Below are 25635 nucleotides of genomic sequence, written 5' to 3' on the forward strand. Positions count from 1 at the left end.
CCTCTATCCTCGGTTCCCGTGGACACCACCGAGAACGCCGACGAGCACGCCGACGAGTCCGCGGACTCCACCACCGGGGCCGCCGAGGTGGCCGACGCCGCCCCGGTGACGGCCTCCGCGACACCTTCCGAGACCCCCTCCGGGGCGCCCGAAACCACCGGCGGGGCCACCACCGGTCCGGGCGCGGGAGCCGCGGCCGCCGGCCGGGACGCCGGGGCTCCCCGGACCACCGAGCCCGCCGGAGCCACCTCCCCCAGGCCTCCGCTCGCCCGCACCCGCCCGGCCGGCCCGCGCACCGCGGCCTTCTTCGACCTCGACAAGACCATCATCGCCAAGTCGAGCGCCCTCGCCTTCAGCCGGCCCTTCTACCAGGGCGGCCTGATCAACCGTCGGGCCGTACTGCGCAGCGCCTACGCCCAGTTCGTCTTCCTGGTCGGCGGCGCGGACCACGACCAGATGGAGAAGATGCGCGAGTACCTCTCCGCGCTCACCCGGGGCTGGAACGTCCAGCAGGTCCGCGAGATCGTCGCCGAGACCCTGCACAACCTGATCGACCCGATCATCTACGACGAGGCCGCCTCGCTGATCGAGCAGCACCACGCGGCCGGCCGCGACGTGGTGATCGTGAGCAGCTCCGGCTCGGAGGTGGTCGAGCCGATCGGCGCCCTGCTCGGCGCGGACCACGTGATCGCCACCCGGCTGAAGATCGAGGACGGCTGCTACACCGGCGAGATCGAGTACTACGCCTACGCCGAGAACAAGGCCGCCGCCATCCGGGAGTTGGCCGAGGTCGAGGGCTACGACCTGGCCGCGTGCTACGCGTACAGCGACTCCTCCACCGACCTGCCGCTGCTGGAGGCGGTGGGCCACCCGTCCGCGGTCAACCCGGACCGGGCGCTGCGCAAGGAGGCGGTGGCCCGCGAGTGGCCGGTGCTGGTCTTCGATCGACCGGTGGAACTGCGGCGGCGGCTCCCGGAGTTCTCCACGCCGAGCCGTTCGGTGCTTACCGCGGTGGCGGTCGGCACGGCGGTGCTCACCGCCGGGGTGATCTGGTACGCCGCCCGGCGCCGCCGCCCGGCCGCCTGAGCGGAGCCCGCCCACCGGGCGGGTCCGAACCCCGCACCCGCAGCTGGGCACGGCCCGCGAACGGGCGGGGCGGATCCTGCTAAACCCTTGCACTTTGGGACAAAACGGGCAAAAGCCGAAGACTTCTCGTTTCGGGTTCCCCTTTCGCCCGAAACGCGATACAAATGAAGCACGGCCCGCGAGACCCGGTCAGGACCCGAAGAGGTCAAACCGACAACGCAGTTCAGGCCCCACGGACCGTGTGTACAGTAGCCGAGCACCCACATGCAGCCGACCCGCTGTCGGGCCGCCGGACCAGACGAACGGGCAGGATCCCCGTCTGATCGGCACTTCCGGTGCATGCATGGTCACCCGGTACCTGTGCCAGCGGCGGCACCCGGCAGGATCAGGTGCCGCCGCATCCTTGTGTTCGACAGCGAACGCCTCCGGGAACAGCGTCTGCGCGAACGGCGTGTCCGCGCGCAGCCCACGCCCCCCCGGCACCGGCCGGGCCGGAGCCCTCAGACCATCCCGCGCTGCATCGCCTCGCAGACCGCCGTGCTCTCGCGCACGCCGAGCCGCAACGCCCGCCCGCAGTGGCCGATCCAGGCCGCCATCCCCTCCGGGGTGCCCGCCAGGTAGCCCGCCAGCGCCCGCCGGTAGGACTCCGTGCCGAGCTCCGCGAGACCGACCTCGGCCGGGCAGATCGACTTCGGGTCGAGGCCTTCGGCGATCAGCACGATCCGCTGCGCGGCCCGCGCGATCACCCCGTTGTGGGCACCGAACGGGCGCAGGGCCAGCAGCTCCCCGTGCACCACCGAGGCGACCACCAGGGCCGGGGTGCCGACACCCTGCCCCTCGGCGCGGGCGACCAGCAGCCGGGAGAGCTGGTCGAGCCGGGCGGCGACCTCCTCGGCCCCGGGGGCGGGCGGGAGCGCGGCCGGCGGCCCGGCCGACGCCGGACCGGCGTCGACGCCCTCCACGGGTTCGAGCTCCAGCGGGAACAGCTCATCGGCGGGCTCGCCGGCCTGTCGCGGCCGACCCGCCACCGGGTCCGCGTCGCCGACCGCCAGCAGGTGCAGCCGGGCCAGCACCTGGAGCGGCGAGTGCCGCCAGACGCTCAGCAGCTGACCGGCTTCGGCGGCGATCCGCAGCGCGGCGCCGACGGTGCGGGCCTCCTCGTCGACCCCGAAGTCGGTGCGGCGGCGCACCTCCTCCAGCGGCCAGTTGGCCCCGGCCAGCGCCGCCGAGGCGCGGGCGCCGCGCAGGGCGGACTCGGAGGTGACCTCGGCCGCGCGGCGGCGCATCACCCGGTGCCCGTAGAGGCGGTCGACGACCTTGCGCACCTCGGCCACCGCGTCGGGCACCCCGGGGAGCTGGGCCAGCGGGGCGAGGGGATCTGTTCCAGTGCTCACCTACCCGAGAGTAATGACCGGACGCCCCTCCTGGAACAGCAACCCCGCATCACCCGTTCGAGGCAATCCTCACTTCCCTCCGGCGACGAACCCGAAACCGCCGATAGCATGGCCACTATCGGAGACGATAACGATTTCCAACTCTGGAGATCGTCCCGCCTCGGCGCGGTCGGCACCGGCCCTGGACGAGCAGCCCGGAGCGGCGCGGGCGAGGCACCGAGCACCAGGCCCGACGGCGGGCCCCAGAGCGAGAGCCGGAGTCCCAGATGAAGATCGCGTTCGTCGGCAAGGGCGGCAGCGGCAAGACCACGCTGTCCTCACTGTTCATCCGCCACCTGGCCGCCGCCGGCCGCCCGGTCATCGCCGTCGACGCCGACATCAACCAACACCTCGGCCCGGCCCTCGGACTGACGGACGCCCAGGCCGCCGGGCTGCCGTCGCTCGGTGCCCACCTGCCCGAGATCAAGGAGTACCTGCGCGGATCCAACCCGCTGGTCCGGTCCGCCGAGGAGATGATCAAGACCACCCCGCCCGGCCGGGGTTCGCGCCTGCTGCGGATCGTCGAGGAGAACCCGGTGTACGCGGCCTGCGCCCGCCCGATCGCGCTGGACGAGGGATCGGTGCGGCTGCTGGCGACCGGAGCGTTCACCGAGGAGGACCTCGGGGTCGCCTGCTACCACTCCAAGGTCGGTGCGGTCGAGCTGCTGCTCAACCACCTGGTGGACGGCCGCGACGAGTACGTGGTCACCGACATGACGGCGGGCTCCGACTCGTTCGCCTCCGGGCTGTTCACCCGCTTCGACCTCACCTTCCTGGTGGTCGAGCCGACCCGCAAGGGCGTCTCGGTCTACCGCCAGTACAAGGACTACGCGCGCGACTTCGGCGTGCAGCTCCGGGTGGTCGGCAACAAGGTGCAGGGCCCGGACGACCTGGAATTCCTCCGCCGCGAGGTCGGCGACGACCTGCTGACCGCGTTCGGGCACTCGGACTGGGTCCGCCGACTGGAGCAGGGCGCGGAGCCGCCGCTGCGGGCGCTGGAGCCCGGCAACCGCACCGTGCTGGAGCAGCTGCGCGAGGAGGCCGACGCCGCTCACGAGCTGCGGGACGCCCGCCGCTACACCGAGCAGGCCGTCCTGTTCCACCTCCGCAACGCCGAGAGCTGGGCCAACGCCAAGGTCGGGATCGACCTCGCCAGCCAGGTGGACCACGGGTTCGTCCTCGGCGGCGAGCAGGCCGCGACCGCGGGGGCGCTCGGCTGAGCGACCTCCGGTCGGCCGATCGACGCGCACGGCCGACCGGAGCAGCCGCCGAACGGGCTGCGGTCCCCATTCCACTCGGGGGGCTGCAGCCCGTTCCCCTTTGCGCCCAACGGAGGCACCCCGGCAGCCGCCACGCGCCGGACCTCGCCCGTCCGGGCCTGCCACCAGCAGATTCCCGCCCGTTCGACCACCACCCAATGGTGTGAATCAGGCGCTTTGCCACTGTCGCCCGGGGTGACGCTGTGCAAAGCTTTCATTACCCTCGGTTTACCGAGTCTTGAATGGTCCTCTTCGAGGCGGCCGCCCACCGTCTCCCCGAGGCCCCCAGATGGTCCACGGTCCGGCCGGCGACACCCGCGATCCCCGCCGCGACCACGCCATCCCGCCACACCGTCGCGACCCACGACAGCCGGTCCGCTCCGGTGAGCCGACAACCGGACTCCCCGCCGGACCCGACTGCGTTCGTTCCCCCCGGACAGACGGGAAGACAATGACCCTCGACATCTCCAGCGCCCCCATCGCCTCCGACACCAACGACCACGCCCCACCGGGCCCGCGCTCCGGCGCCCGCTGGGCGCAGGACCTCTCGGCCTCCCTCGTGGTCTTCCTGATCGCCGTGCCGTTCTCGCTCGGCATCGCCCTGGCCACCGGCGCCCCGCTCACCGCCGGGCTGGCCGCGGCGGCCGTCGGCGGCCTCGTGGCCGGCTTCCTCGGCGGCAGCACACTCCAGGTCAGCGGCCCCTCCGCCGCGCTGACCGTGATCACCGCCGGACTGATCTCCCAGTACGGCTGGCAGGCCACCTGCGTCGTCACCGTCGCCGCCGGCCTCCTCCAACTCCTGCTCGGAGTACGGCGGGTGGCACGGACGGCGCTCGCCGTCTCGCCCGCCATCGTGCACGGCATGCTGGCCGGCGTCGGCCTCACCATCGCCATCGCCCAGCTGCACGTCGTCCTCGGCGGCTCCCCGCAGAGCTCCGCGCCCGCCAATCTCCTCGCCCTCCCGGGCCAGTTGGCCGGCTCGCACCCGCCCGCACTGGCCGTCGGCGCGATCACCGCGGCCCTCCTGATGATCTGGCCCCGACTCGGCCGACTCCCGGGCCGGGCGGGCCAATTCGGCGCCCGACTGGCCAAGGTGCCGGGCCCGCTGGTCGCCGTGGCCGTCGCCACGAGCCTCGCCACGGCCCTCGGCCTGCAGCTCGCCCGGGTCGAACTGCCCACCTGGCAGCCGCACGGCATCGTCCCCCAGCTGCCGCACGGCCCGATCGCCGGCGTCCTGGCAGCGGTGCTGACCGTCACCGCCGTGGCGAGCGTCGAGTCGCTGCTCTCCGCCGTCGCGATCGACCGGATGTCGCACCGCACCGGCGACCTCGACCGCGAGCTGCGCGGCCAGGGCATCGCCAACATGGTCAGCGGCCTGCTGGGCGGTCTGCCGATCGCCGGCGGCGCGGTGCGCAGCACCGCGAACGTCCGGGCCGGCGCGCAGACCCGCTGGTCCTCGGTCCTGCACGGCGTCTGGGTGCTGGCCGCCGCACTGCTGCTCGCCGGCGGACTGCGCCGGATCCCGCTCGCCGCGCTGGCCGCCCTGGTGCTGGTCGTCGGTCTGCAGATGGTGAGCTTCGCGCACATCCGCAAGGTGCACCGGCACCGCGAGTTCCCGGTCTACCTGATCACCGTGCTCGGCGTGGTGCTGCTCGGCGTCCTGCTCGGCGTGGCGCTGGGCGCCGCGACGGCCGTCCTGCTCGCGCTCTACCGACTCACCCGCGCCCACGTGGACGTCCTGCCCGGCCCCGACGGCTCGTTCACGGTGCAGACGCACGGCCCGCTCACCTTCGCCGCCGTGCCCCGGCTGAGTCGTGCGCTGGCCGACATCCCCGGCACCGCCCAGGTCGCGGTCGTCCACGACGGATCCTTCCTGGACCACGCCGCGTACGAGACCCTGCACAGCTGGCGGGTCGGTCACCTGGCGGCGGGCGGCCGGGTCTCGATGGTGACGCGGCGCCAGGACGACGAGGTGCTCGATCCCGACGGCACGGTTCGCACGGGCAGCTCCCCCGGCCCGCACCGGTGCCGGGCGTGGACACCCTGGGTCGGCCACCACTGCATCGAGCAGCAGGAGGACCCGCACGGCCGACTGCTGGACGGTGTCCGCGGCTTCCAGCTGCACACCGCCCCGCTGATCCGCCCCGAACTGGCCCGGCTCGCCCGGGAGGGGCAGACCCCCTCCCAGCTCTTCCTGACCTGCGCGGACTCGCGGATGGTCACCAGCATGATCACCAACAGCGGCCCGGGCGACCTCTTCACCGTCCGCAACGTCGGCAACCTGGTGCCCGCCCCGTTCGAGCCGGGCGCGGCCGACGACTCGGTGGCCGCCGCCGTGCAGTACGCGGTCGAGGCCCTGGAGGTCCGGTCGATCACGATCTGCGGGCACTCCGGCTGCGGCGCGATGAAGGCCCTGTTGGACGGCGTGCACGAACGCCCGGGGCCGCCGACCCCGCTGACCCGCTGGCTGCGCAACGGTCTCGGCGCCCTCGACCGGCTGCGGCGGGCCCCCGCCGAGTTCACCACCCGGCCGGTGGTCGATCTGGTCGAACAGCTCTGCATCACCAACGTGGTTCAGCAGTTGGACCAGCTGATGGCGAACCCCGCAGTGGAACGACGCGTCGCCGAGGGCACCCTGCGCCTGGTCGGGATGTATTTCGACTTCGCCACCGCCCAGGCCTATGTGCTTGACCGCGAGAGCGGCCGTTTCAGCCCCGTCGAGGCGCTGGAGGGCCGGTCGGTCGGGGCCACGCCCTGCGACACGCCCGAGCGGGTGAACGAAATCGAACAGGTCTCCGCCACATCGGCCGCCACCGGGGGCGACCCCCGCCTGGCCGCCTGAGAGCCGGGCCCGCGCCCCGCCGGGCGGGCAGGGGTGCGGGCCCACCTCCCTTTCGCACGGGCGAGTTCCACGGGCCCCGCCGCAAACGCCGCGGCCGGGCCGCTCGCCTGCCCCTTCGACTCCCCCTTCGATATTCGAGCAAAGGTCTACACCAATTCTCCGGCGCCTCTTGTCAACCGACCTGTTCGCCTGGTGAGCTGTGCGCTGGGACACACGGGACAATCCCCACGCACGGGAACGACCCCGACCATGACTCGATGAGGAGTGCGCGTTGAGCAACGAGAGCCTGGCCAACCTGCTCAAGGAGGAGCGGCGTTTCGCCCCGCCGGCAGAGCTCGCCGCCGGCGCCAACGTCACCGCGGCCGCGTACGCGCAGGCCTCCGAGGACCGTCTGGGCTTCTGGGCCGAGCAGGCCCGCCGCCTCAGCTGGGCCGTCGAGCCCACCGAGACGCTGGACTGGTCGAACCCGCCGTTCGCGAAGTGGTTCGCCGACGGCCGCCTGAACGTCGCCTACAACTGCGTCGACCGCCACGTCGAGGCCGGCCTGGGCGACCGGGTCGCCATCCACTTCGAGGGCGAGCCCGGCGACGGCCGCTCGATCACCTACGCCCAGCTCAAGGACGAGGTCTCCCGCGCCGCCAACGCCCTGCTCGAACTCGGCGTCACCAAGGGCGACCGGGTCGCGATCTACCTCCCGATGATCCCCGAGGCCGTGGTGGCGATGCTCGCCTGCGCCCGGATCGGCGCCACCCACTCCGTGGTCTTCGGCGGCTTCTCCGCCGACGCGGTGGCCTCCCGGATCCAGGACGCCCGCGCCAGGCTGGTCATCACCGCCGACGGCGGCTACCGCCGCGGCAAGCCCTCCGCCCTCAAGCCCGCCATCGACGAGGCCCTGACCAAGGTCGACGGCGTCGAGCACGTCCTGGTGGTGCGCCGCACCGGCCAGGACACCCCGTTCACCGAGGGCCGCGACGTGTGGTGGCACGAGATCACCGAGCGTCAGAGCGCCGAGCACACCCCGCAGCCGCACGAGGCCGAGCACCCGCTGTTCATCCTCTACACCTCCGGCACCACCGGCAAGCCCAAGGGCATCCTGCACACCTCCGGCGGCTACCTGACCCAGGCCGCCTACACCCACCACGCGGTCTTCGACCTCAAGCCCGCCACCGACGTGTACTGGTGCACCGCCGACATCGGCTGGGTGACCGGCCACTCCTACATCGTCTACGGGCCGCTGGCCAACGGCGCCACCCAGGTCATCTACGAGGGCACCCCGGACACCCCGCACCAGGGCCGGTTCTGGGAGATCGTCCAGAAGTACGGGGTGACGATCCTCTACACCGCGCCGACCGCGATCCGCACGTTCATGAAGTGGGGCGACGACATCCCCGCGAAGTTCGACCTGTCCTCGCTGCGGGTGCTGGGCAGTGTCGGCGAGCCGATCAACCCCGAGGCGTGGGTCTGGTACCGCGAGCACATCGGCGCCGGCCGGGCCCCGATCGTCGACACCTGGTGGCAGACCGAGACCGGCGCGATCATGATCAGCCCGCTGCCGGGCGTCACCGAGACCAAGCCCGGCTCCGCCCAGCGCGCGCTGCCCGGCATCGCCGCCACCGTCGTCGACGACGAGGCCCGCGAGGTCCCCAACGGCTCCGGCGGCTACCTCGTCCTCACCGAGCCCTGGCCCTCCATGCTCCGCACCATCTGGGGCGACGACCAGCGCTACATCGACACCTACTGGTCCCGCTTCCAGGGCCGCTACTTCGCCGGTGACGGTGCGAAGAAGGACGAGGACGGCGACATCTGGCTGCTCGGCCGGGTCGACGACGTCATGCTCGTCTCCGGCCACAACATCTCCACCACCGAGGTCGAGTCCGCCCTGGTCGGCCACCCGGCGGTGGCCGAGTCCGCCGTGGTCGGCGCCACCGACGCCACCACCGGCCAGGCCATCGTCGCCTTCGTCATCCTGCGCGGCACCGCCACCGAGACCCCCGAACTCGTCGAGGAGCTCCGCGCCCACGTCGGCAGGACCCTGGGCCCGATCGCCAAGCCCAAGCAGATCAAGGTCGTCGGCGAGCTCCCCAAGACCCGCTCCGGCAAGATCATGCGCCGCCTGCTCCGCGACATCGCCGAGGGCCGCGAGATCGGCGACACCACCACCCTCGCCGACAGCACCGTGATGAGCCTGATCCAGTCCCAGCTCCCGCCCACCGGCAGCCAGGGCTGACCTGCGAACTGCGCTGAGCGCAGGACTGGCAAGGATCGGCGCCCCCGGGGTGGTCAGGACGACCGCCCCGGGGGCGCCGCCGTGCCAGGCGCGGAACCGAACCGGGCGATGCACCTGGCCGGACCCCCCGGAGCGCCCGGCCCCGCCCTCGACCGGCCGGAACGACGGGCCTGCAGGTAGCGCAGTCGGAGCCGAGGGAGGGAAGGAAGAGAGAGGAGAAAGGGAAGGAGCATCACGCCGCCCGGACGGACAGCGCCTGCGATCGACGATAGGGAGGCGTTCACCCGTCTGCATGCGGCCGGCTCCATTCGGGGGCCGGCAGGTCGCCCGTACGGGGGCGGAGGAAGCCGTCAGGGCTTAGGTCCTGAAATATGACGAGCAGGGTGTCATCTCGCCCTCCGGCTAGACTGTCAAAGACGCATCAAGATCCAACGCCATTGGATCCAGCGTCACAGGGCGCGCCGGGAAGTCTGGTCGGCACTGCACCACACGTGCATCCGTACGCCGTTCCCCGCCCCAGGAGGTCCCGCGTGGCCAGCCAGCCGCCCGTCCACGAGCCGACGAACCGACGCCGCCAGCTCCTCGGCAGGCTGCCCCTCCCCGAGCGCACCTTCATCCTCGACGCCCTGCGCACCGAGACGGTCGGCGGCATCCTGCTGCTCGCCGCCGCGCTGGTGGCGCTCATCTGGGCCAACGTGTGGCCCGCCTCGTACAACAGCGTCCTCGACTACACCATCGGACCGTCCGGCCCGCTCCACCTGGACCTCACCCTGGCCACCTGGGCCAAGGACGGCCTGCTGGCGATCTTCTTCTTCGTCGCCGGCATCGAGCTCAAGCGCGAGTTCGTGGCGGGCGAGCTGCGCAGCCCGAGCGCCGCGCTGCTCCCGGTGGTCGCCGCGGTCTGCGGCGTCGCGCTGCCGGCGATCCTGTTCGCCGTCGACAACGCGGGCAGCGGCGGTCATCCGGACGGCTGGGCGATCCCGACCGCGACGGACATCGCCTTCGCGCTCGGCGTGCTGGCCGTGATCAGCACCCATCTGCCGGCTGCGCTGCGCGCCTTCCTGCTCACCCTCGCCGTGGTGGACGACCTGATCGCGATCCTGATCATCGCGATCTTCTACAGCTCCGGCATCAAGTTCTGGGCGCTGGGGCTGTCCTTCGCGGGCCTGGTGCTGTTCTGGTTCCTGCACCGGCGCGGGGTCCACGGCTGGTACCTCTACGTGCCGCTCGCCTTCGTGATCTGGGCGCTGATGCACGAGAGCGGCGTGCACGCCACGGTGGCGGGCGTCGCGATGGGCCTGATCCTGCGGTGCCACCGGGTCGGCGACGAGGAGGAGTCCCCCGGTGAACACATCGAGCACCTGGTCCGCCCGCTCTCGGCCGGGTTCGCCGTCCCCGTCTTCGCGCTGTTCGCCGCCGGGGTGACGATCTCCGGCCCTGCGCTGGGCGAGGTCTTCACCCAGGCCACCCCGCTCGGGATCATTCTCGGCCTCGTGGTCGGCAAGTCGGTGGGCGTCTTCGGCGGCACCTGGCTGACCGCCCGCTTCACCCGCGCCGAGCTGAACCCGCAGCTCAAGTGGGCCGACATGTTCGCCGTCTCGGTGCTGGCGGGCATCGGCTTCACCGTCTCGCTGCTGATCAGCGAGCTGGCCTTCCCGGACGACCCTGCGCTGGCCAACCGGGCCAAGGCGGCCGTCCTGGTCGGCTCGCTGCTCTGCGCCCTGCTCGCCACCGTGCTGCTCAAGCTCCGGAACCGGCACTACCGGGCACTGTTCGAGGAGGAGGAGCGCGACCTCGACGGCGATGGCATCCCCGACGTCTACCAGCAGGACGACCCGGCCTGGCAGGCGCGGACACCCGAGCTGACGAACCACCCGGCGGAGGACCCGTCAGGGAGCCCGGCCGACCACCCGGCCGACGGCCCGCCGAGCAACCCGGCCGACGGCCCGGCGAAGGACTCCCCGGACGGCACGCGCGGAGGCTCGGCGAAGGGGCGTCCGGACCGTGATTCCGGCACCGACTGAGGCCTGCCGCGCCGTCGGCAGCAAGGGGACACACCACTCCGGCAGGGCCCCCGGAGTGGTGTGCGACTGACTGCTGGGGGCATGATTCTGAGCTGTCGACAGTCCACAGCCGCCACCGGGCCCCCTCCGGCCCCGGAGAACGCACCGCCCGGCGGCAAACGCCGCAGAGCCGCAGAAGGAGAACCGCTGATGCCCGCAGGAGCCGCAGACCCGTCCAGCAACGGCCGGGCGCCCTACGAGGGCGAGCGTTCGGTGGGGCAGCTGTTCGCGGCGGCCACCGCCGACCTGTCCGCCCTGGTCCACGACGAGATCGCGCTGGCCAAGGCCGAGCTGCGTGCGGACGTCAAGCGCGGCGTCTCCGGCGGTGTATCGCTGACGGTCGCCGGCGTGGTGGCGCTGGCCGCCGTGCCGATGCTGAGCGCCGCGGCGGCGTTCGGGATCCACGCGCTGGGCCTCTCGCTCGGCTGGTCGTTCCTGATCGTGGCCGGCGCCTACCTGCTGCTCGCGGTGGTGCTCGGGCTCCTGGCGCTGCGTTCGTTCAAGCGGATCGAGAAGCCGCACCGCACCATCGAGGGTGCTCAGAAGACCGCCGACGTGCTGAAGAACGCCCGTCCGCGCCCCGCCACCAAGGAGGAGATCGACCGGGCCCTCGGCCGCATCCCGTAAGGACGGACGACCGCGCGGAGCGGGCGGACGCTCCGAGACCGAGTGCCGGGCGCGTGTCCGGCGCACGGATGTGACACGCTCTCGGTATGCCGCTCGACCAGAAGCACCTGCCTCCGCAGCCGTCCGCCGACTCCGGTCCCGACCGCACGAGCGGTCGGGACGCCGTCGACCGGGACGCCGTCGACCGGGATGCCGTCGACGGGGCGCCCGATGGTGCGACCGCGCTCACCGACGGCGGCGACCCGTCGCCGGCCGCGCCCGCGCCCGCCTGGGACGTCCGGCAGGCGGGCCCCTGGACGCACCGCGACCTGGCCGCGAACGGGGCCCGGTTCCACATCGCCGAGCTGGGCGAGGGGCCGCTGGTGCTGCTGGTCCACGGCTGGCCCGAGTACTGGTGGGCGTGGCGCCACCAGCTGACCGCGCTCGCCGAGGCCGGCTACCGGGCGGTCGCGCTCGACCTGCGGGGCATCGGCGGCAGCGACCGCACCCCGCGCGGCTACGACCCGGGCAACCTCGCGCTGGACATCACCGGGGTGATCCGCTCGCTCGGGGAGAACCGCGCCCACCTGGTCGGCCACGCCTCGGGCGGCACGCTCTCCTGGGTGGCGGCGGTGATGCGGCCGTCGGTGATCCAGAGCCTCACCGTGGTCTCCGCCGCGCACCCGCGCGACCTGCGCCGGGCCCTGCTCACCGACCGCCGCCAGATGGCCGCCTTCGAACACGTGCTGGGCTTCCAGCGGCCGTGGATACCGGAACGCCGGCTGGTCGCCGACGACGGCGAGCTGGTCGGCCGCTACCTGGACGCCTGGACCGGCCGCAACCAGCTGGACCGGGCCGCGGTCGCGGCGTACCGGCAGGCGATCCAGATCCCCAGCACCGCGCACTGCTCGATCGAGCCGTACCGCTGGCTGCTGCGCTCGATGGCCCGGCCGGACGGCATCCAGTTCGCCCGCCGGATGAAGAAGCCGATCACCGCCCCGACCCTGCACGTCCAGGGTGCGGCGGACCCGGTGCTGCTCTCGCACACCGCGCTCGGCGGCGGCGAGTACGTGGCCGCGCCGTACCGCTGGCGGTTGATGCCGGGGATCGGGCACTTCCCGCACGAGGAGGCGCCGGAGGAGTTCACGGCCGAGCTGCTGGACTGGATCGGCCGGCACAAGGACTGAGCCACCGCGGCCGCCCACCCGGAAGCCCGCCCGGGCGGCGGCCCCGGGCGGCCGGTCCGGGACCGCCGCCAGGACGACCGAGGCACCCGGACGGCGCACGAAGGGGGCGTCGCGGGTACGTCCACCCAAGGGTCGAAAGTCCCCAACTCCCTTGATCTTGCGTTCATATGACAAACGCATAGGCCAAGTTGGCAGCGCCACGAGCGATTACCCCGACCGGCCCAGGGGCATCCATTGCGGTATGACCTGGATGCCCGATCGCGGCGGCGCTCCGCGCGGCCGACGCCACAACAGCTCGCAGAGGTCCGGACACCGTCCCGACTGGGCGGACGACCTCGGATACGACGGCCTGGACCGCCGTCAGCGCTCGGGGCAGCGGCAGCTCGGCATCCCGCGCATCCTGGGCCGGCGCGCCCGCTGGGTGGGCGCACGCCTGCGGCGCGACACCTGAGGCTCGCGCCGCAGCCGACCACCGGACGCCCCCTGCAGCGGTACCGGTAACGGCCCCGGCCAGGCCGGCCCCACCCCCGGCCTCAGACCACCGGACGACCCCTGCACCGGTACCGGCCCCGGCCAGGCCGGCCCCGCCCCGGACGGCAGGCGTCGCCCCGCCCCGGACGGCAGGCGTCGCCCCGCTCCGGACGGCAGGTGTCACCCCCGCCCCGGACCGGCGGGCGTCAGAGCGCGCAGCCCTGGGTGTCCACCCGAACGCTCGCCGCGCTGCCCTGGACGGCGTCGTCACGGACCTCGGCGGCGGTCAGCACGTACCCGGTGTCCGCGCTGTCCAGCGACTTGGCGAACACGACGCCGTACACCTGGCCCTCCGGGGTGAGCAGCGGGCCGCCGCTGTTGCCCTGGCGGACCAGTGAACGCACCGAGTAGACGTCCCGGACCACCTGGCCGCGGCGGTAGATGTCCGGCCCGTTGGCCTGGATCCGGCCGCGGATGCGGGCGGGCTGGACGTTGAAGGCGCCGTTCTCGGGGAAGCCCGCCACGATCGCGCTGTCGTTGGTCTTGGCCTCGCCGGCGAAGGCGAGCGGCGGCGCGTTCAGCTTGGGCACGTCCAGGATCGCGATGTCGCGCTGCCAGTCGTAGCGGACCACGGTCGCGTCGTAGAGCTGGCCGACGCCGCCGATCTGCACGGTGGGCTCGTCGACGCCGCCGACCACGTGGGCATTGGTCATCACCCGGTGCGGGGCGTAGACGAAGCCGCTGCCCTCCAGCGTCTTGCCGCAGGCCGTGGCGGTGCCGACCACCTTGACCAGGCTCTGCTTCGCCCTGGCCACCGCCGGGCTGGCGGCCAGCGCCGGGTCCGGGTTGTCCACCTGGGTGATCGGCTCGTGCTCGAAGGGGTTGAAGACCTGCGGGAAGCCGTTGCGGGCGAGCACCTTGGAGAAGTCGGAGAACCAGTTGGGCGCGTCGGAGGGCAGCGCGTCCTGGACGCCGCCGAGCACCGCCGAGCTGCGGACCTGCTTGGAGACGGTCGGCAGGGACGTTCCGGCGAGCGCCGATCCGATCAGCCAGGCGACCAGCAGCATCGAGATCACGTTGACCACGGCCCCGCCCGCCGCGTCCAGGGCCTTGGCCGGGCGGCGGTCGATGTGCCCGCGCAGTTTCCAGCCGAAGTGGGTGGTGACCGCCTGGCCGATCGCCGCCAGCACGATCACCACCACTACGGCGATCACCGACGCGGTGGTGCCCGGGCTGAGGTGGTCGAGCAGCAGCGGCAGCAGTTGGACGGCGAGCAGGCCGCCCCCGAGGAAGCCGAGGACCGACATCACGCCGACCACGAAGCCCTGCCGGTAGCCGGACACGGCGAATCCCACGGCGGCGGCGATCAGCAGCAGATCCAGGACGTTCACCCGAACACCCTCCCACGCCCGGCGGGACGCCCGCGCCGACGGGCGGTCCCGCATCCCCGGCCACGAAGGCGCACGGCCCGTGAGCCGCGGCCTTCCCGACGGGCGGCCACGGCCGCCGGAGCAGCCTGACCCGCGGTCACGGCGACCCGGCGTCGCCGCCCGGCAGCGAGCCGGCGCGGTCGCGGTCGCCGCCCTGTGCCAGTTCGATCGCCTCCTCGGAGAGGTCGAGCGTCCGGGAGGCGTCCCAGGGGAGCTCCAGACCGCTGTGGTGCAGCACCCGGTCGATCACCCCGGCGGTGAAGCCCCAGACCAGCCGCCCGCCGACCTCGAAGGCGGGGCCGAGGTGGCCGGAGGGGTGGCGCAGCCGGGCCCGGTTGGCCGGGTCGGTGAGCTCGGCGATCGGCACCCGGAACACCGCGCCGGTCTCGCCCGCGTCCACCGGCCGGACCGGCGACTCGTCGCGCCACCAGCCGAGCACCGGGGTCACCACGAAGCGGCTGACCGGGATGTAGAGGGCGGGCAGCGTGGCGAAGACCTGCACCCCGGCCGGGTCCAGGCCGGTCTCCTCCCAGGCCTCGCGCAGCGCCGCCGCGACCGGGCCGGGCCCACCGGGGTCGCCGTCCTCCGGGTCCAGCGCGCCGCCGGGGAAGGACGGCTGGCCGGCGTGCGAGCGCAGCGACCGGGCCCGCTCGATCAGCAGCAGGTCCGGTCCGGCGGCGCCCTCGCCGAAGAGCATCAGGACGGCGGCGGCCCGGCCGCCCTCCGCGGGCGGGAGGAAGCGGCTCAGCTGTTCGGGGAGGACGCGCTCGGCGGCGTCCCGGACGGGCTCCAGCCAGGTCGGCAGGCCGTCCCGCTCCACCTGACGGGCCGGCGCCTCCGGCTGCCCCCCGTTGCCCCGCGCCGTCATTCGGCCACCGCCATGTCCGCGACCTCGCCGTGGTGCGCGGCGGCATCGGCCCGCGCCGCCGCCTCGCCCGGGAAGTCGGCCGGCGGCCGCAGCCGCTGGCCGGGCTGCCCGCCCATCTCGTACTTGAGGAGCTTCTTCGCCTTCTCCGGATCGATCTCGCCCTCCCCGTAGGCCGGGCAGAGCGGCGCGATCGGGCAGGCCCCGCAGGCCGGCTTGCGGGAGTGGCAGATCCGTCGGCCGTGGAAGACCACGCGGTGGGAGAGCATCGTCCACTCGGACTTCGGGAAGATCTCGGCGACGGCCGCCTCGACCTTCTCCGGGTCCTCCTCGGCCGTCCAGCCGAACCGCCGCGCCAGCCGCCCGAAGTGGGTGTCCACGGTGATCCCGGGCACGCCGAAGGCGTTGCCCAGCACCACGTTGGCGGTCTTGCGCCCGACGCCGGGCAGCGTGACCAGGTCCTCCAGCCGGCCGGGCACCTCCCCGTCGAAGTCGTCCCGCAGCGCGATCGACAGCCCGATCAGCGACTTCGCCTTGGCCCGGAAGAAGCCGGTCGGCCGGATGACCTCCTCCAGCTCCTCCGGCACCGCCGCCGCCATGTCCTCCGGCGTCGGGTACTCGGCGAACAGCGCCGGCGTCGTCCGGTTCACCCGGAGGTCGGTGGTCTGGGCCGACAGCACCGTCGCCACCAGCAGCTCGAACGGGTTGTCGAAGTCCAGCTCCGGGTGCGCGTACGGATACAGCTCCGCGAGCTCCCGGTTGATCCTCCGTGCCCGGCGCACCATGCCCAGGTGCGTCTCGGGCTTCCTCGGCTTCACCGTCGCCCTGCCCGCGGCCGGACTGCCCGCGGCCGGCTTGCCCGCGGCCGCGCTCTTCACGGCCACGTTCTTCACGACCGCCTTCCTCCCGACCGGCTTCTTCGCGACCGGCGTCGGCTCCGCGGCCTTCCGGACCTTGCTCTCTGCCATGCCCGAAGGCTACGCCGCCCGCTCGGCGGTCGGGAGCACTTCATGACCGTTCACAAGATCCCCTTGTGCAGGGGCGCCGGGTGTGCGAAAGGCGGCCGTTCAGGGGCAGGTGACGACCTGGCCGGCCCAGGAGAGGCCGCCGCCGAAGCCGAGGAGGAGGGCGGGGGCACCGCTGGGAGCCTCGCCACGCTCGACCAGCTTGGCGAGGGCGAGCGGGACGGAGGCGGCGGAGGTGTTGCCGGAGTCGACGACGTCGCGGGCGACGACGGCCCGGTCGGCGCCGAGCCGCCGGGTGATGGCCTCGACGATCCGCAGGTTGGCCTGGTGGGTGACCACGGCGCCGAGCTCGGCCGGGGTGATGCCGGCCCGGCGGCAGGCCTCCTCGGCGATCGGGACGAGGGCCGTGGTGGCCCAGCGGAACACGGTCTGCCCCTCCTGGCGGAACCGGGGCTGCCAGCCGTCGTCCAGCCGGACGGCGTGGCCCCGGGTCGGGTCGGAGCCCCAGACCACCGGACCGACACCCCCGCCGGTCGGATCGTGGCTGAGGACCGCCGCACCCGCTCCGTCGCCGAGCAGGACGCAGGTGGAGCGGTCGGTCCAGTCGGTGACGTCGCTCATCTTCTCCGCGCCGATCACCAGGGCGTGCCGGGCGGCGCCGGCCCGGAGTGCGTGGTCGGCGGTGGCCAGCGCGGTGCAGAAGCCCGCGCAGCCGTTGTTGACGTCGAAGCCGACGGCCGAGGGGACGCCCAGCCGGCCGGCGACCTGGGTGGCGATGCTCGGGCAACGGTCCATCGCCGAGCAGGTGGCGACCACCACCATGTCGATCTCGTCGGGGGCCAGGCCGGACGAGGCGAGCGCCTTGCCCGCCGCGGCCGCCGCCAGGTCCGTGACGGACTCGGTCTCGGCGATCCGCCGGGTGACGATGCCCGTCCGCTGCCGGATCCACTCGTCGCTGGTGTCGACCAACCCGGCGAGGTCGTCGTTGGTGAGGACCTTCCCGGGCTGGTGGTGGCCCAGGGCGGTGATACGGGAACCGGGCATGCCTGCTCCTTCGCGGGGTGGCGTCACGCATGACGGGGTGTCACGTCGGCGACTATAGCGTCCGAACGGTCGGACGCTAAATGGTCGGCGCTGGATACACTGGCGCGGTGAGCCCCAGAAGATCCGTCGCCGACACCCGCCGGACCCGAACCGCGATCCTGCGCCGGGGCCTGGACCTCGCCTCGGTCGAGGGGCTGGAGGGCCTGACCATCGGGCGGCTCGCCGGGGACCTGGCGATGAGCAAGTCCGGCGTGCTCGGCCACTTCGGCACCAAGGAGAGCCTGCAGCTCGCCGTCGTCGACGAGGCGGTGGCGCTCTTCGTCCGCGAGGTGGTGCGCCGGGCGGACGCGGCCGGCGCGGCTCCCGGGCTGCCCCGGCTGCTCGTCCAGTGCGAGGCCTGGGTCTCCTACCTGGAGCGCGACCTGCTGCCGGGCGGCTGCTTCTTCACCACCGTCACCGCCGAGTTCGACGACCGGGAGAGCGGCCCGGTCCGCTCCGCCGTCGCCGCGAAGAACGCCGTCTGGCAGCGCGAGCTGCGACGGCAGGCCGGGCTGGCGATCGCCGCCGGGCAGCTGCCCGGCGAGCCGGACGCCGAGCAGCTGGTGTTCGAGCTGACCGGGCAGGTGCTCGCGCTCAACCACGCCCGGCGGCTGTACCGGGACGGTGCCGCGGCCGGGCGCGCCCGGCGGGCGATGCGGCGCGTCCTCGGGCTGCCGGCAGGGGTGGGGCCGCTCGCCGAGCTGCCCGATCCGGCACCGGATGCGGACGCGGACGCGCCGGCCGGGCACCCGGCGACCTAGGTGTACTGACCACGGAGGTTGGTGACAGGGCTCACGGCGTGGTGATCTTGAAATGAGTGAGGGCCTTCTGGCTCGGTGTGGATTGCGACATCTGCACCTCAGCCAGAAAGGCCCTCATGCCACACCGTAACGCACCGCTGACCGAGACCGGACGCCTGCGCCTGGCCCGCTGCGTGGTCGACGACGGCTGGCCGTTGCGGCGGGCCGCCGAGCGCTTCCAGGTCTCGCCCACCACGGCCAAGCGCTGGGCGGACCGCTACCGGGCGCTGGGCGAGGCCGGTATGAGCGACCTCTCCAGCCGCCCGCACCGCAGCCCCCGGCGGACCCCGTCGCGCACCGAGCGGCGGATCATCAAGGTCCGCGTCCTGCGCCGCTGGGGCCCGGCCCGCATCGCCTACCTGCTGCGGCTCAACCCAGCGACCGTGCACCGCGTGCTGACCCGCTACCGGCTCGCCCGCCTGGCCCACCTGGACCGCGCGACCGCTCGCCCGGTGCGGCGCTACGAACGCGCCGCACCGGGCGAGTTGGTCCACGTCGACATCAAGAAGCTCGGCAACATCCCCGACGGCGGCGGCCACAAGATCCTGGGCCGTGAGGCCGGCCGCAAGACCCGTTCCGGCGCGGGCTACAGCTACCTCCACAACGCCGTGGACGACCACTCCCGCCTGGCCTACAGCGAGATCCTGCCCGACGAGCGCAAGGAGACCGCCACCGCCTTCTGGGCCCGGGCAAGCGAGTTCTTCGCCCGGGCCGGGATCGCCGTCCAGCGCGTGCTGACCGACAACGGCTCCTGCTATCGCTCCCGGACCTGGCGCGATGCCCTCGCGGCCGAAGGCATCACGCACAAGCGAACCCGGCCCTACCGGCCCCAGACCAACGGCAAGGTCGAACGCTTCAACCGCACCCTGCTCGACGAATGGGCCTACGCCAGGCCCTACCGCACCGAACAGGAACGCCGCGACGCCTACCCCGCCTGGCTCCACACCTACAATCACCACCGCGGACACACAGCACTCGCAGGCAAGCCACCCGCCAGCCGCGTCCCCAACCTCACGAGTCAGAACACCTAGGCCTACGCGGGCAGACCGGCCTCGTGGCCGCCGGCCGGGAACCCGGAGGCGACCGCCGGGTCCGCGGGCGACCGTCAGTGGCGGTAGAGCGCGTCCAGCTCGCCGAAGCCGAGCGAACCGTCCAGCTCCGCGAGCGTGCCCGTGCCCAGCAGCTCGGCGGCGGCCCGCCGGGCGGCGGTGTACGCGACCTGCGCCAGCCCGGTGCCGACGCTGATCCGCTTCACCCCGGCGGCGGCGAGTTCGGCGACGCCCGGACCGCCCGCCACCGCCATCGCGTTCACCGGCAGCGGGGTGGCGGCGGTCAGCCGGGCCAGCACGTCGAGATCCAGCAGGCCGGGAACGAAGAGGCCGTCCGCACCGGCCTCCGCGTACGCCTCCGCACGGACCAGCACGTCGTCCAGACCGCCCAGCCCGAAGAGGAAGACGTCCGTCCGGGCGTTGACCACCAGCTCCGGCAGGCCCGCGCCGGCGGCCGCCTCCCGGGCCGCACGCAGCCGTGCGGCCTGCTCGGCCACCGGGAAGAGCGGTCCGCCAGGGGCCGCCGAGTCCTCCAGGTTGACGCCGGCCGCACCCGCCGCGATGAGCGCCCGGACGGTGTCGGCGACGTCGGCCGGCTTCGGGCCGTAGCCGCCCTCGGCGTCGACGGTGACCGGCAGGTCGACGGCCGCGGTGATCCGGCGGGCCGCCGCCGCCATGTCCTCCCGGCCGAGCTGCTGGCCGTCGCCGCGGCCGAGCGACCAGGAGACGCCGCCGCTGGTGGTGGCGACGGCGGCCGCGCCGGCCGAGGCGATCACGGCGGCGCTGCCGGCGTCCCAGGCGTTCGGCAGGACGAGCACGGCGTCGGCCACCAGCTCCCGCAGCCGCAGGGCGTGCTCGCGGAGCTCGGTGGTGGGGCGGGTGGCGTCAGTGGACATGCGGGGTCACCGTCTTTCGGGTCTGCGGGTCTGCGGGTCTGGGGGTCTGCGGGTCTGGGGGTCTGCGGGTCTGCGGGTCTGCGGGTCGAGCGCGCTGCGGAAGCTGCGGCCTGTCGGCGCTTCGCTCTCGGGCGGTGCGGGCCGCCGTACCGGCCTGGTCGGAATCCTGCGCCCGGCACGCCCAGCGCTCCATTGATTAAGCTGAGGCCGAATCACAGGCCGGCGGCCGGTGATCCGAAGCCCGGTGATCCGAAGCCCGGGAACCCGAACCGGGGAGCAGGGGACGGAGGAGGAGCGCGTCGATGCGGACCGAGCTGGCGTTCTCGGCGAACGACCTGGCCCAGACCCGGTTCGCCGTCTCCCCCATGTGGGAGGTGGTGACCAGCCTCCGGGCCCTGGCCCACGCGCCCGCGCCCGCCCTGCACCGCCGCTGGGCCGAGCAGGTCCGGCCCCGGCTGGCCTCCGCCGGGCTGGACTGCGGTCGGCTCGCCGCGATGGTCCCCGCCACCGGCCATCTGCCCGACTTCCTGAACCCGACGCCGGCGGGCCCCTCCCCCGCGCTCGCCGACGAGCTGGCCGCGATCGGCGCCACCGACGCCGAACAGGTCCGGACCGACCTCGACCACGTCGCGGCGGAGCACGGCGGACGGCTGCCGGCCCGGCTCGGCCCGCTGTACCGGGATCCGGCGGGCCAGCTGCCCCGGGTGGTCACCGAGATCCAGGCGTACTGGGAGCTGGCGCTGGCGCCGTACTGGGCCCGGATCCGCGCGGTACTGGAGGCGGACGTCTTCCACCGGGCCCGGCAGGCCGTCGAGCACGGCACCGCACGGGTCCTCGACGACCTGCACGAGACGGTCCGCTGGGACGGCGGCGCGCTGCGGCTGGAGCAGCGGCACTGTGCGGTCGAGCGGATCGACGCCGCGGAGGGGCTGCTGCTGGTGCCGTCCGCCTTCGCCTGGCCGCGCGTCCTGACCCGCTCGCTGCCGCCGGACCCGCCGCAGCTCGCCTACCCGGCCCGCGGGACCGCCGCACTGTGGGAACGCCGCTCTGGTCCCGGCTCCGACGAGCACGCCGATGCGCTCGCCGCCGTACTCGGCCGGTCCCGGGCCCGGCTGCTCGCCGAACTGGACTCGCCGGCCTCCACCACCGAGCTGGCCCGCCGGACCGGGCTCTCCGCCGCCGGGGTCTCCCAGCACCTCACCGCCCTGCGCGCGGCCGGACTGACCAGCGCCCACCGGGCCGGCCACGCCGTCCTCTACGCCCGGACCGCCGTCGCCGACGCGCTGCTCGACCCGGCGCGCCCCGCCACCTGAATCCGGACGGAACCGGCTGAATCCGGCGTCTGTCGGCCCTCCGCGCCGGCCGGGCCGGCGGTACGAATGGCCCCGCGCAGCACACCTCGGCGCACCCCCTCCTCATATGATCGGAGCGACATGCGCCATGCTTGGTGATGCAGAGCACTGTACGGAACTTGCGCCGGCCGGCTTGATCGCCGGGCGGCCGAGAAGGAGGAAGCACGTGGACGACGTTCTGCGGCGCGCCGCACTCTTCGCGGCACTCGACGACGAACAGGCCGGCGAGCTGCGCGCTTCCATGACCGAGGTCACCCTCGCCCGCGGTGAGTCGCTGTTCCACGAGGGCGACCCCGGCGACCGGCTCTACGTCGTCGCCGAGGGCAAGGTCAAGCTGCACCGCGCCTCGCCGGACGGCCGCGAGAACATGCTCGCCGTCCTGGGCCCCAGCGAGATGATCGGCGAGCTGTCGCTGTTCGACCCGGGCCCGCGCACCGCCACCGCCAGCGCGCTGACCGAGGTCAAGCTGCTGGGCCTCGGCCACGGTGACCTCCAGCCCTGGCTGCACGCCCGGCCCGAGGTGTCGATCGCGCTGCTGCGGGCCATCGCCCGCCGCCTCCGCCGGACCAACGACGTGATGTCCGACCTGGTCTTCTCCGACGTGCCCGGGCGCGTCGCCAAGGCCCTGCTGGACCTCTCCCGCCGCTTCGGCGTGCAGTCCGAGGAGGGCATCCACGTCGCCCACGACCTCACCCAGGAGGAGCTGGCCCAGCTGGTCGGCGCCTCCCGCGAGACGGTCAACAAGGCGCTCGCCGACTTCGCCGGCCGCGGCTGGCTGAAGCTGGAGGCGCGCGCGGTGGTCCTGATGGACGTCGAGCGGCTCTCCCGCCGTTCGCGCTGACCGCGCCCCGTCCGCATCCGGCCACCGGCCCACTGCCACCGGCCGACCCGGTCCACCGCGAGGGCCCGCACACCACCCGGTGTGCGGGCCCTCGCGCATGTCCGGACGCCGGACCCCGCACGGCGCCGGCCCCGCGCAGGCGGCCGCCGCACCGGGCGGGCCTGGGCCGGGGCCTGGGCCGGGGCCTGGGCCGGGGTCGGGGCCGGGGCCTGGAGCCCGGGTCTGAGCCCTGCGGCCCGGGCCGGTCAGATCAGCCCGTGCTCCTCCAGGTACTGGAGCTGGGCCAGGACCGACAGCTCGGCCGCCGGCCAGAGCGCGCGGTCCACGTCCGCGTAGACCCGGGCCACCACCTCGTGCGCCGTCCGGCAGCCCGCCTCGACGGCCGTCTCGACCTGGGCCAGCCGGCCCGCCCGGTGCGCGAGGTAGAAGTCGACGGCGCCCAGCGCGTCCGCGAGCACCGGCCCGTGGCCGGGCAGCACGGTCCGGACGCCGTGCTCGGCGGCCATGGTGTGCAGGTGGCGCAGCGAGTCCAGGTAGTCGCCGAGCCGGCCGTCCGGGTGGGCGACCATCGTGGTGCCGCGCCCGAGGACGGTGTCCCCGGTGAGGATCGCGCCGTCCGCCGGCAGGTGGAAGGTCAGCGAGTCGGAGGTGTGGCCCGGCGTCGCGACCACCCGCAGGTCCAGGCCGCCGACGTCCAGCCGCTGGCCGTCGGTCAGGCCCTCGGAGCCGAGCCGGTGCGCCGGGTCCAGGGCGCGGACCTCGGTCCGGGTGAGCTCGGCGAACCGGGCGGCGCCCTCGGAGTGGTCGGCGTGGCCGTGCGTGAGCAGCGTGAGCGCGATGCGCTTGCCCTGCTGCTCGGCGGTCTCGATCACCCGGCGCAGGTGGCCCTCGTGCAGCGGACCCGGGTCGATCACCACCGCGAGGTCCGAGCCGGGCTCGGAGAGCAGCCAGGTGTTGGTGCCGTCCAGCGTCATCGGAGACGGGTTCGGCGCCAGGACGCAGACCGCTCGAGGGGTGGCCTCGCCGCCGATGCCGGCGGCGGGGTCACCCGGCAGGAGACCGCTCACCGGCCGCCCTCGCTGGAGCGGTGCAACTTGCGCAGTGGGAGGGCCCGGGCGATCGCGCGCTGTGCCACCTCGGTGAAGGGGACGGGTGCGGCTTCGCAGGCGGGGACGTGCGGGTACAGGCTGCGGGCGGGCATCTGGCGCGCCGTCCGGCGAGCCACGTCGTTGTGGGTCATCGGGCGTCGGTCCTTCCTCGGGTCGGTCACTGGTGTCGGCGTTGTCGGTGCTGTCGGTGCTGTCGGTGGTGTCGGCGTTGTCGGTGGTCTTCGGTGCGAGTGGTCCCCGGTGCGAGTGGTCCCCGGCGCCGGGGTGATCCTTCGGCCCCGGTCTCCTCACCGCGTCCGGGCGGGGAGCTCAGTGCTCCGCGGGGAAGTGTCCGTCGATGGTCAGCTCGTCGTACCCGGCCCAGCGCACCGTCATGCGGTCCCCGCGGACCTCGGCCCGGCCGAGGATCGGGGCGAGCGAACGGCCCTCGGCCGCCCGCAGCGCCTCGGCGGCGCTGCGTACCGGCAGCAGCTCGCGCAGCACCGTGACGGTGGGCGGCAGCATGCCGAACCGGCCCTCCTCCCGGCCCCGGACCGCCTCGGCCGGGGTGAGCCAGGCGACCCGGTCGGCCTCGCCGACCTCCAGCGCGGCCCGCTGGCCCGGCGGCAGGGCGGCGACGAAGAACCAGGTGTCGTACCGGCGCTCCTCGAACTCCGGGGTGACCCAGCGGGCCCAGCCGGCCAGCAGGTCGCTGCGGAGCAGCAGGCCGTGCTTGCGCAGGAAGTCGGCGAAGGAGAGTTCGTGGGCCTCCAGGGCGGCGCGCTCGGCGCTCCAGTCCCGCGGTTCGGCGGTGCTCTCCGCATCGGGTCCGGCCAGCAGGACGCCGGCCTCCTCGAAGGTCTCGCGAACGGCGGCGCAGACCACGGCCTGCGCGGTCGCGGCGTCCACCCCGAGCCGCTCGGCCCACTCCTGCGGGCCGGGGCCGACCCAGCCGAGTTCGGCCTCGGCGTCACGCGGGTCCACCCCGCCGCCCGGGTACGCGTACATGCCGGCGGCGAAGGCCATCGAGGTGCGCCGGCGCAGCAGGTAGGCCTCGGGCCCGTCCGCCGCGTCCCGCAGCAGCACCACGGTGGCGGCGGGCTTGGGCACCGGCGGGGTCAGCTCGCCGGACTCGACCGCCCGGATCCGGGCAGGCCAGCCGGGCGGCATCGGGAGCGTCGTGGCTCGATGGTCCATGCCCCGGATGCTAAGCGCACGGAGGCGGGGTTGGAAGGGCCAACCCCGCCTCGTGATCGGCGGCCCCCTTGCCGCCGGCCCGCGGTCACGGGCCGGCGCTCGGGAACCGCCGCTCAGACGGTGCTCAGGTACTGGCGCTCAGGTACCGGCGCTCAGACGTCGGCGCTCAGGCGTCGGTCTTGATCCGGACCTGCAGCTCGACCTCGACCGGGGCGTCCAGCGGCAGCACGGTGACGCCGACCGCGCTGCGGGCGTGCACACCGGCCTCGCCCAGCACCTGGCCGAGCAGCTCGCTGGCGCCGTTGATCACGGCGGGCTGGCCGGTGAAGTCCGGGGCGGAGGCGACGAAGCCGACCACCTTCACGACGCGCTCGATCAGGTCCAGGTCGCCGATCACCGACTTCACGGCGGCCAGCGCGTTGAGCGCGCAGGTCTGCGCGAGCTGCTTGGCCTCCTCCGGGGTGACCTCGGCGCCGACCTTGCCGGTGCTCGGCAGCTTGCCGCCCACCATCGGCAGCTGGCCGGAGGTGAAGACGAACTCACCCGTTCGCAGGGCCGGGACGTAGGCGGCGACCGGAGCGGCCACCGGCGGCAGCGTCAGGCCCAGCTCGGCGAGCTTCTCCTCGACCTTGCTCATGCGTTCTTCTCCCGCTTGAAGTAGGCCACCAGCTGCTCCGGGTTCGGGCCCGGCACGACCTGGACGAGCTCCCAGCCGTCCTCGCCGAAGTTGTCCAGGATCTGCTTCGTCGCGTGCACGAGCAGGGGCGCCGTCATGTATTCCCACTTGGTCATGGCCAGACTCTAGACGAGCGGCCCCCGCGAGCGGTGCGGCCCGCGGCCCGGCGTGTGAGGTGGCCCACAAACCGGGCATGATTCAGCCCTGGTCCCCCCGATG

At 73.8% G+C, this 25635-nt stretch carries 22 protein-coding genes and 1 pseudogene; 12 read left to right on the plus strand and 11 right to left on the minus strand.

What is annotated here, in order from left to right:
* Positions 1-288: 288 nt before the first annotated feature.
* Positions 289-1086: pseudogene (locus RMN57_RS18635) on the plus strand (HAD family hydrolase); the annotation flags it as partial.
* Between the two features lie 500 nt (positions 1087-1586).
* Here RMN57_RS18635 and RMN57_RS18640 read toward each other — a convergent pair.
* The gene (locus RMN57_RS18640; protein WP_313764487.1) at positions 1587-2480 is read right to left on the minus strand and encodes an oxidoreductase; all 894 of its coding nucleotides are present in this window, start codon (positions 2478-2480) and stop codon (positions 1587-1589) included.
* A 266-nt stretch (positions 2481-2746) separates the two neighbouring features.
* Here RMN57_RS18640 and RMN57_RS18645 point away from each other — a divergent pair, with 266 nt between their 5' ends.
* From RMN57_RS18645 to RMN57_RS18675, 7 genes are all read left to right on the plus strand, one after another.
* On the plus strand, positions 2747-3739 hold the full coding sequence (locus RMN57_RS18645; protein ID WP_313764488.1) for an ATP-binding protein: 993 nt from the start codon (positions 2747-2749) through the stop codon (positions 3737-3739).
* A gap of 490 nt (positions 3740-4229) precedes the next feature.
* On the plus strand, positions 4230-6620 hold the full coding sequence (locus RMN57_RS18650) for a SulP family inorganic anion transporter (RefSeq protein WP_313764489.1): 2391 nt from the start codon (positions 4230-4232) through the stop codon (positions 6618-6620).
* A 271-nt stretch (positions 6621-6891) separates the two neighbouring features.
* Positions 6892-8847: an acetate--CoA ligase gene (acs, locus tag RMN57_RS18655; protein ID WP_313764490.1), complete on the plus strand. Its 1956-nt coding sequence runs from the start codon at positions 6892-6894 to the stop codon at positions 8845-8847.
* Positions 8848-9218: 371 nt separating this feature from the next.
* Positions 9219-10871 carry a Na+/H+ antiporter NhaA gene (gene nhaA / locus RMN57_RS18660; RefSeq protein WP_380237952.1) on the plus strand — a complete coding sequence of 551 codons (1653 nt, stop codon included), beginning with the start codon at positions 9219-9221 and terminating at the stop codon, positions 10869-10871.
* A gap of 189 nt (positions 10872-11060) precedes the next feature.
* Positions 11061-11537 (plus strand): phage holin family protein, encoded by a 477-nt coding sequence (locus tag RMN57_RS18665; protein WP_313764492.1) that lies wholly within the window; start codon positions 11061-11063, stop codon positions 11535-11537.
* Positions 11538-11623: 86 nt separating this feature from the next.
* Positions 11624-12703 (plus strand): alpha/beta hydrolase, encoded by a 1080-nt coding sequence (locus RMN57_RS18670; RefSeq protein ID WP_313764493.1) that lies wholly within the window; start codon positions 11624-11626, stop codon positions 12701-12703.
* A gap of 241 nt (positions 12704-12944) precedes the next feature.
* Complete coding sequence (locus tag RMN57_RS18675) at positions 12945-13154, plus strand: hypothetical protein (RefSeq protein WP_313764494.1); 210 nt, start codon at positions 12945-12947, stop codon at positions 13152-13154.
* A gap of 226 nt (positions 13155-13380) precedes the next feature.
* On the opposite strand, the gene RMN57_RS18680 is transcribed toward RMN57_RS18675, so the two are convergent.
* From RMN57_RS18680 to RMN57_RS18695, 4 genes are all read right to left on the minus strand, one after another.
* On the minus strand, positions 13381-14565 hold the full coding sequence (locus RMN57_RS18680) for a MarP family serine protease (protein ID WP_313764495.1): 1185 nt from the start codon (positions 14563-14565) through the stop codon (positions 13381-13383).
* Between the two features lie 136 nt (positions 14566-14701).
* Entirely contained in the window at positions 14702-15472 is a 771-nt protein-coding gene (locus RMN57_RS18685; RefSeq protein WP_313764496.1) for a CoA pyrophosphatase, read from the minus strand.
* The gene (gene nth, locus RMN57_RS18690) at positions 15469-16437 is read right to left on the minus strand and encodes an endonuclease III (protein ID WP_313764497.1); all 969 of its coding nucleotides are present in this window, start codon (positions 16435-16437) and stop codon (positions 15469-15471) included. The genes RMN57_RS18685 and nth overlap by 4 nt, the downstream gene beginning before the upstream one ends.
* 99 nt (positions 16438-16536) lie before the next feature.
* Positions 16537-17478, minus strand: a complete 942-nt coding sequence (locus RMN57_RS18695; protein ID WP_313764498.1) for a beta-ketoacyl-ACP synthase 3 — start codon at positions 17476-17478, stop codon at positions 16537-16539.
* 107 nt (positions 17479-17585) lie between these two features.
* On the opposite strand from RMN57_RS18695, the gene RMN57_RS18700 reads away from it, so the two are divergent.
* Positions 17586-18278 (plus strand): TetR/AcrR family transcriptional regulator, encoded by a 693-nt coding sequence (locus RMN57_RS18700; protein WP_313764499.1) that lies wholly within the window; start codon positions 17586-17588, stop codon positions 18276-18278.
* Between the two features lie 116 nt (positions 18279-18394).
* On the plus strand, positions 18395-19348 hold the full coding sequence (locus tag RMN57_RS18705; RefSeq protein ID WP_313761509.1) for an IS481 family transposase: 954 nt from the start codon (positions 18395-18397) through the stop codon (positions 19346-19348).
* Between the two features lie 74 nt (positions 19349-19422).
* Here RMN57_RS18705 and RMN57_RS18710 read toward each other — a convergent pair whose 3' ends face one another.
* Positions 19423-20262, minus strand: coding sequence for an isocitrate lyase/phosphoenolpyruvate mutase family protein (locus tag RMN57_RS18710; protein ID WP_313764500.1), 840 nt, complete (start codon positions 20260-20262; stop codon positions 19423-19425).
* Between the two features lie 302 nt (positions 20263-20564).
* Between RMN57_RS18710 and RMN57_RS18715 the strand changes: the two genes are divergently transcribed.
* A complete protein-coding gene (locus RMN57_RS18715) occupies positions 20565-21575 on the plus strand; it encodes a DUF5937 family protein (RefSeq protein ID WP_313764501.1) in 1011 nt (336 codons plus the stop codon).
* 205 nt (positions 21576-21780) lie between these two features.
* Positions 21781-22455 (plus strand): Crp/Fnr family transcriptional regulator, encoded by a 675-nt coding sequence (locus RMN57_RS18720; protein ID WP_030240972.1) that lies wholly within the window; start codon positions 21781-21783, stop codon positions 22453-22455.
* Between the two features lie 245 nt (positions 22456-22700).
* On the opposite strand, the gene RMN57_RS18725 is transcribed toward RMN57_RS18720, so the two are convergent.
* The 5 genes from RMN57_RS18725 to RMN57_RS18745 form a co-directional block, all read right to left on the minus strand.
* Positions 22701-23522 (minus strand): MBL fold metallo-hydrolase, encoded by an 822-nt coding sequence (locus tag RMN57_RS18725; protein ID WP_313764502.1) that lies wholly within the window; start codon positions 23520-23522, stop codon positions 22701-22703.
* Positions 23519-23695: a hypothetical protein gene (locus RMN57_RS18730; RefSeq protein ID WP_313764503.1), complete on the minus strand. Its 177-nt coding sequence runs from the start codon at positions 23693-23695 to the stop codon at positions 23519-23521. The genes RMN57_RS18725 and RMN57_RS18730 overlap by 4 nt, the downstream gene beginning before the upstream one ends.
* Before the next feature lie 178 nt (positions 23696-23873).
* Positions 23874-24740, minus strand: a complete 867-nt coding sequence (locus RMN57_RS18735) for an NUDIX hydrolase (RefSeq protein WP_313764504.1) — start codon at positions 24738-24740, stop codon at positions 23874-23876.
* A 166-nt stretch (positions 24741-24906) separates the two neighbouring features.
* Entirely contained in the window at positions 24907-25377 is a 471-nt protein-coding gene (locus RMN57_RS18740; protein ID WP_313764505.1) for a RidA family protein, read from the minus strand.
* Entirely contained in the window at positions 25374-25532 is a 159-nt protein-coding gene (locus tag RMN57_RS18745) for a DUF4177 domain-containing protein (protein WP_094743074.1), read from the minus strand. The genes RMN57_RS18740 and RMN57_RS18745 overlap by 4 nt, the downstream gene beginning before the upstream one ends.
* Positions 25533-25635: the final 103 nt, after the last annotated feature.

The sequence above is a fragment of the Kitasatospora sp. CM 4170 genome, assembly GCF_032110285.1.
Lineage (GTDB): Bacteria > Actinomycetota > Actinomycetes > Streptomycetales > Streptomycetaceae > Kitasatospora > Kitasatospora aburaviensis.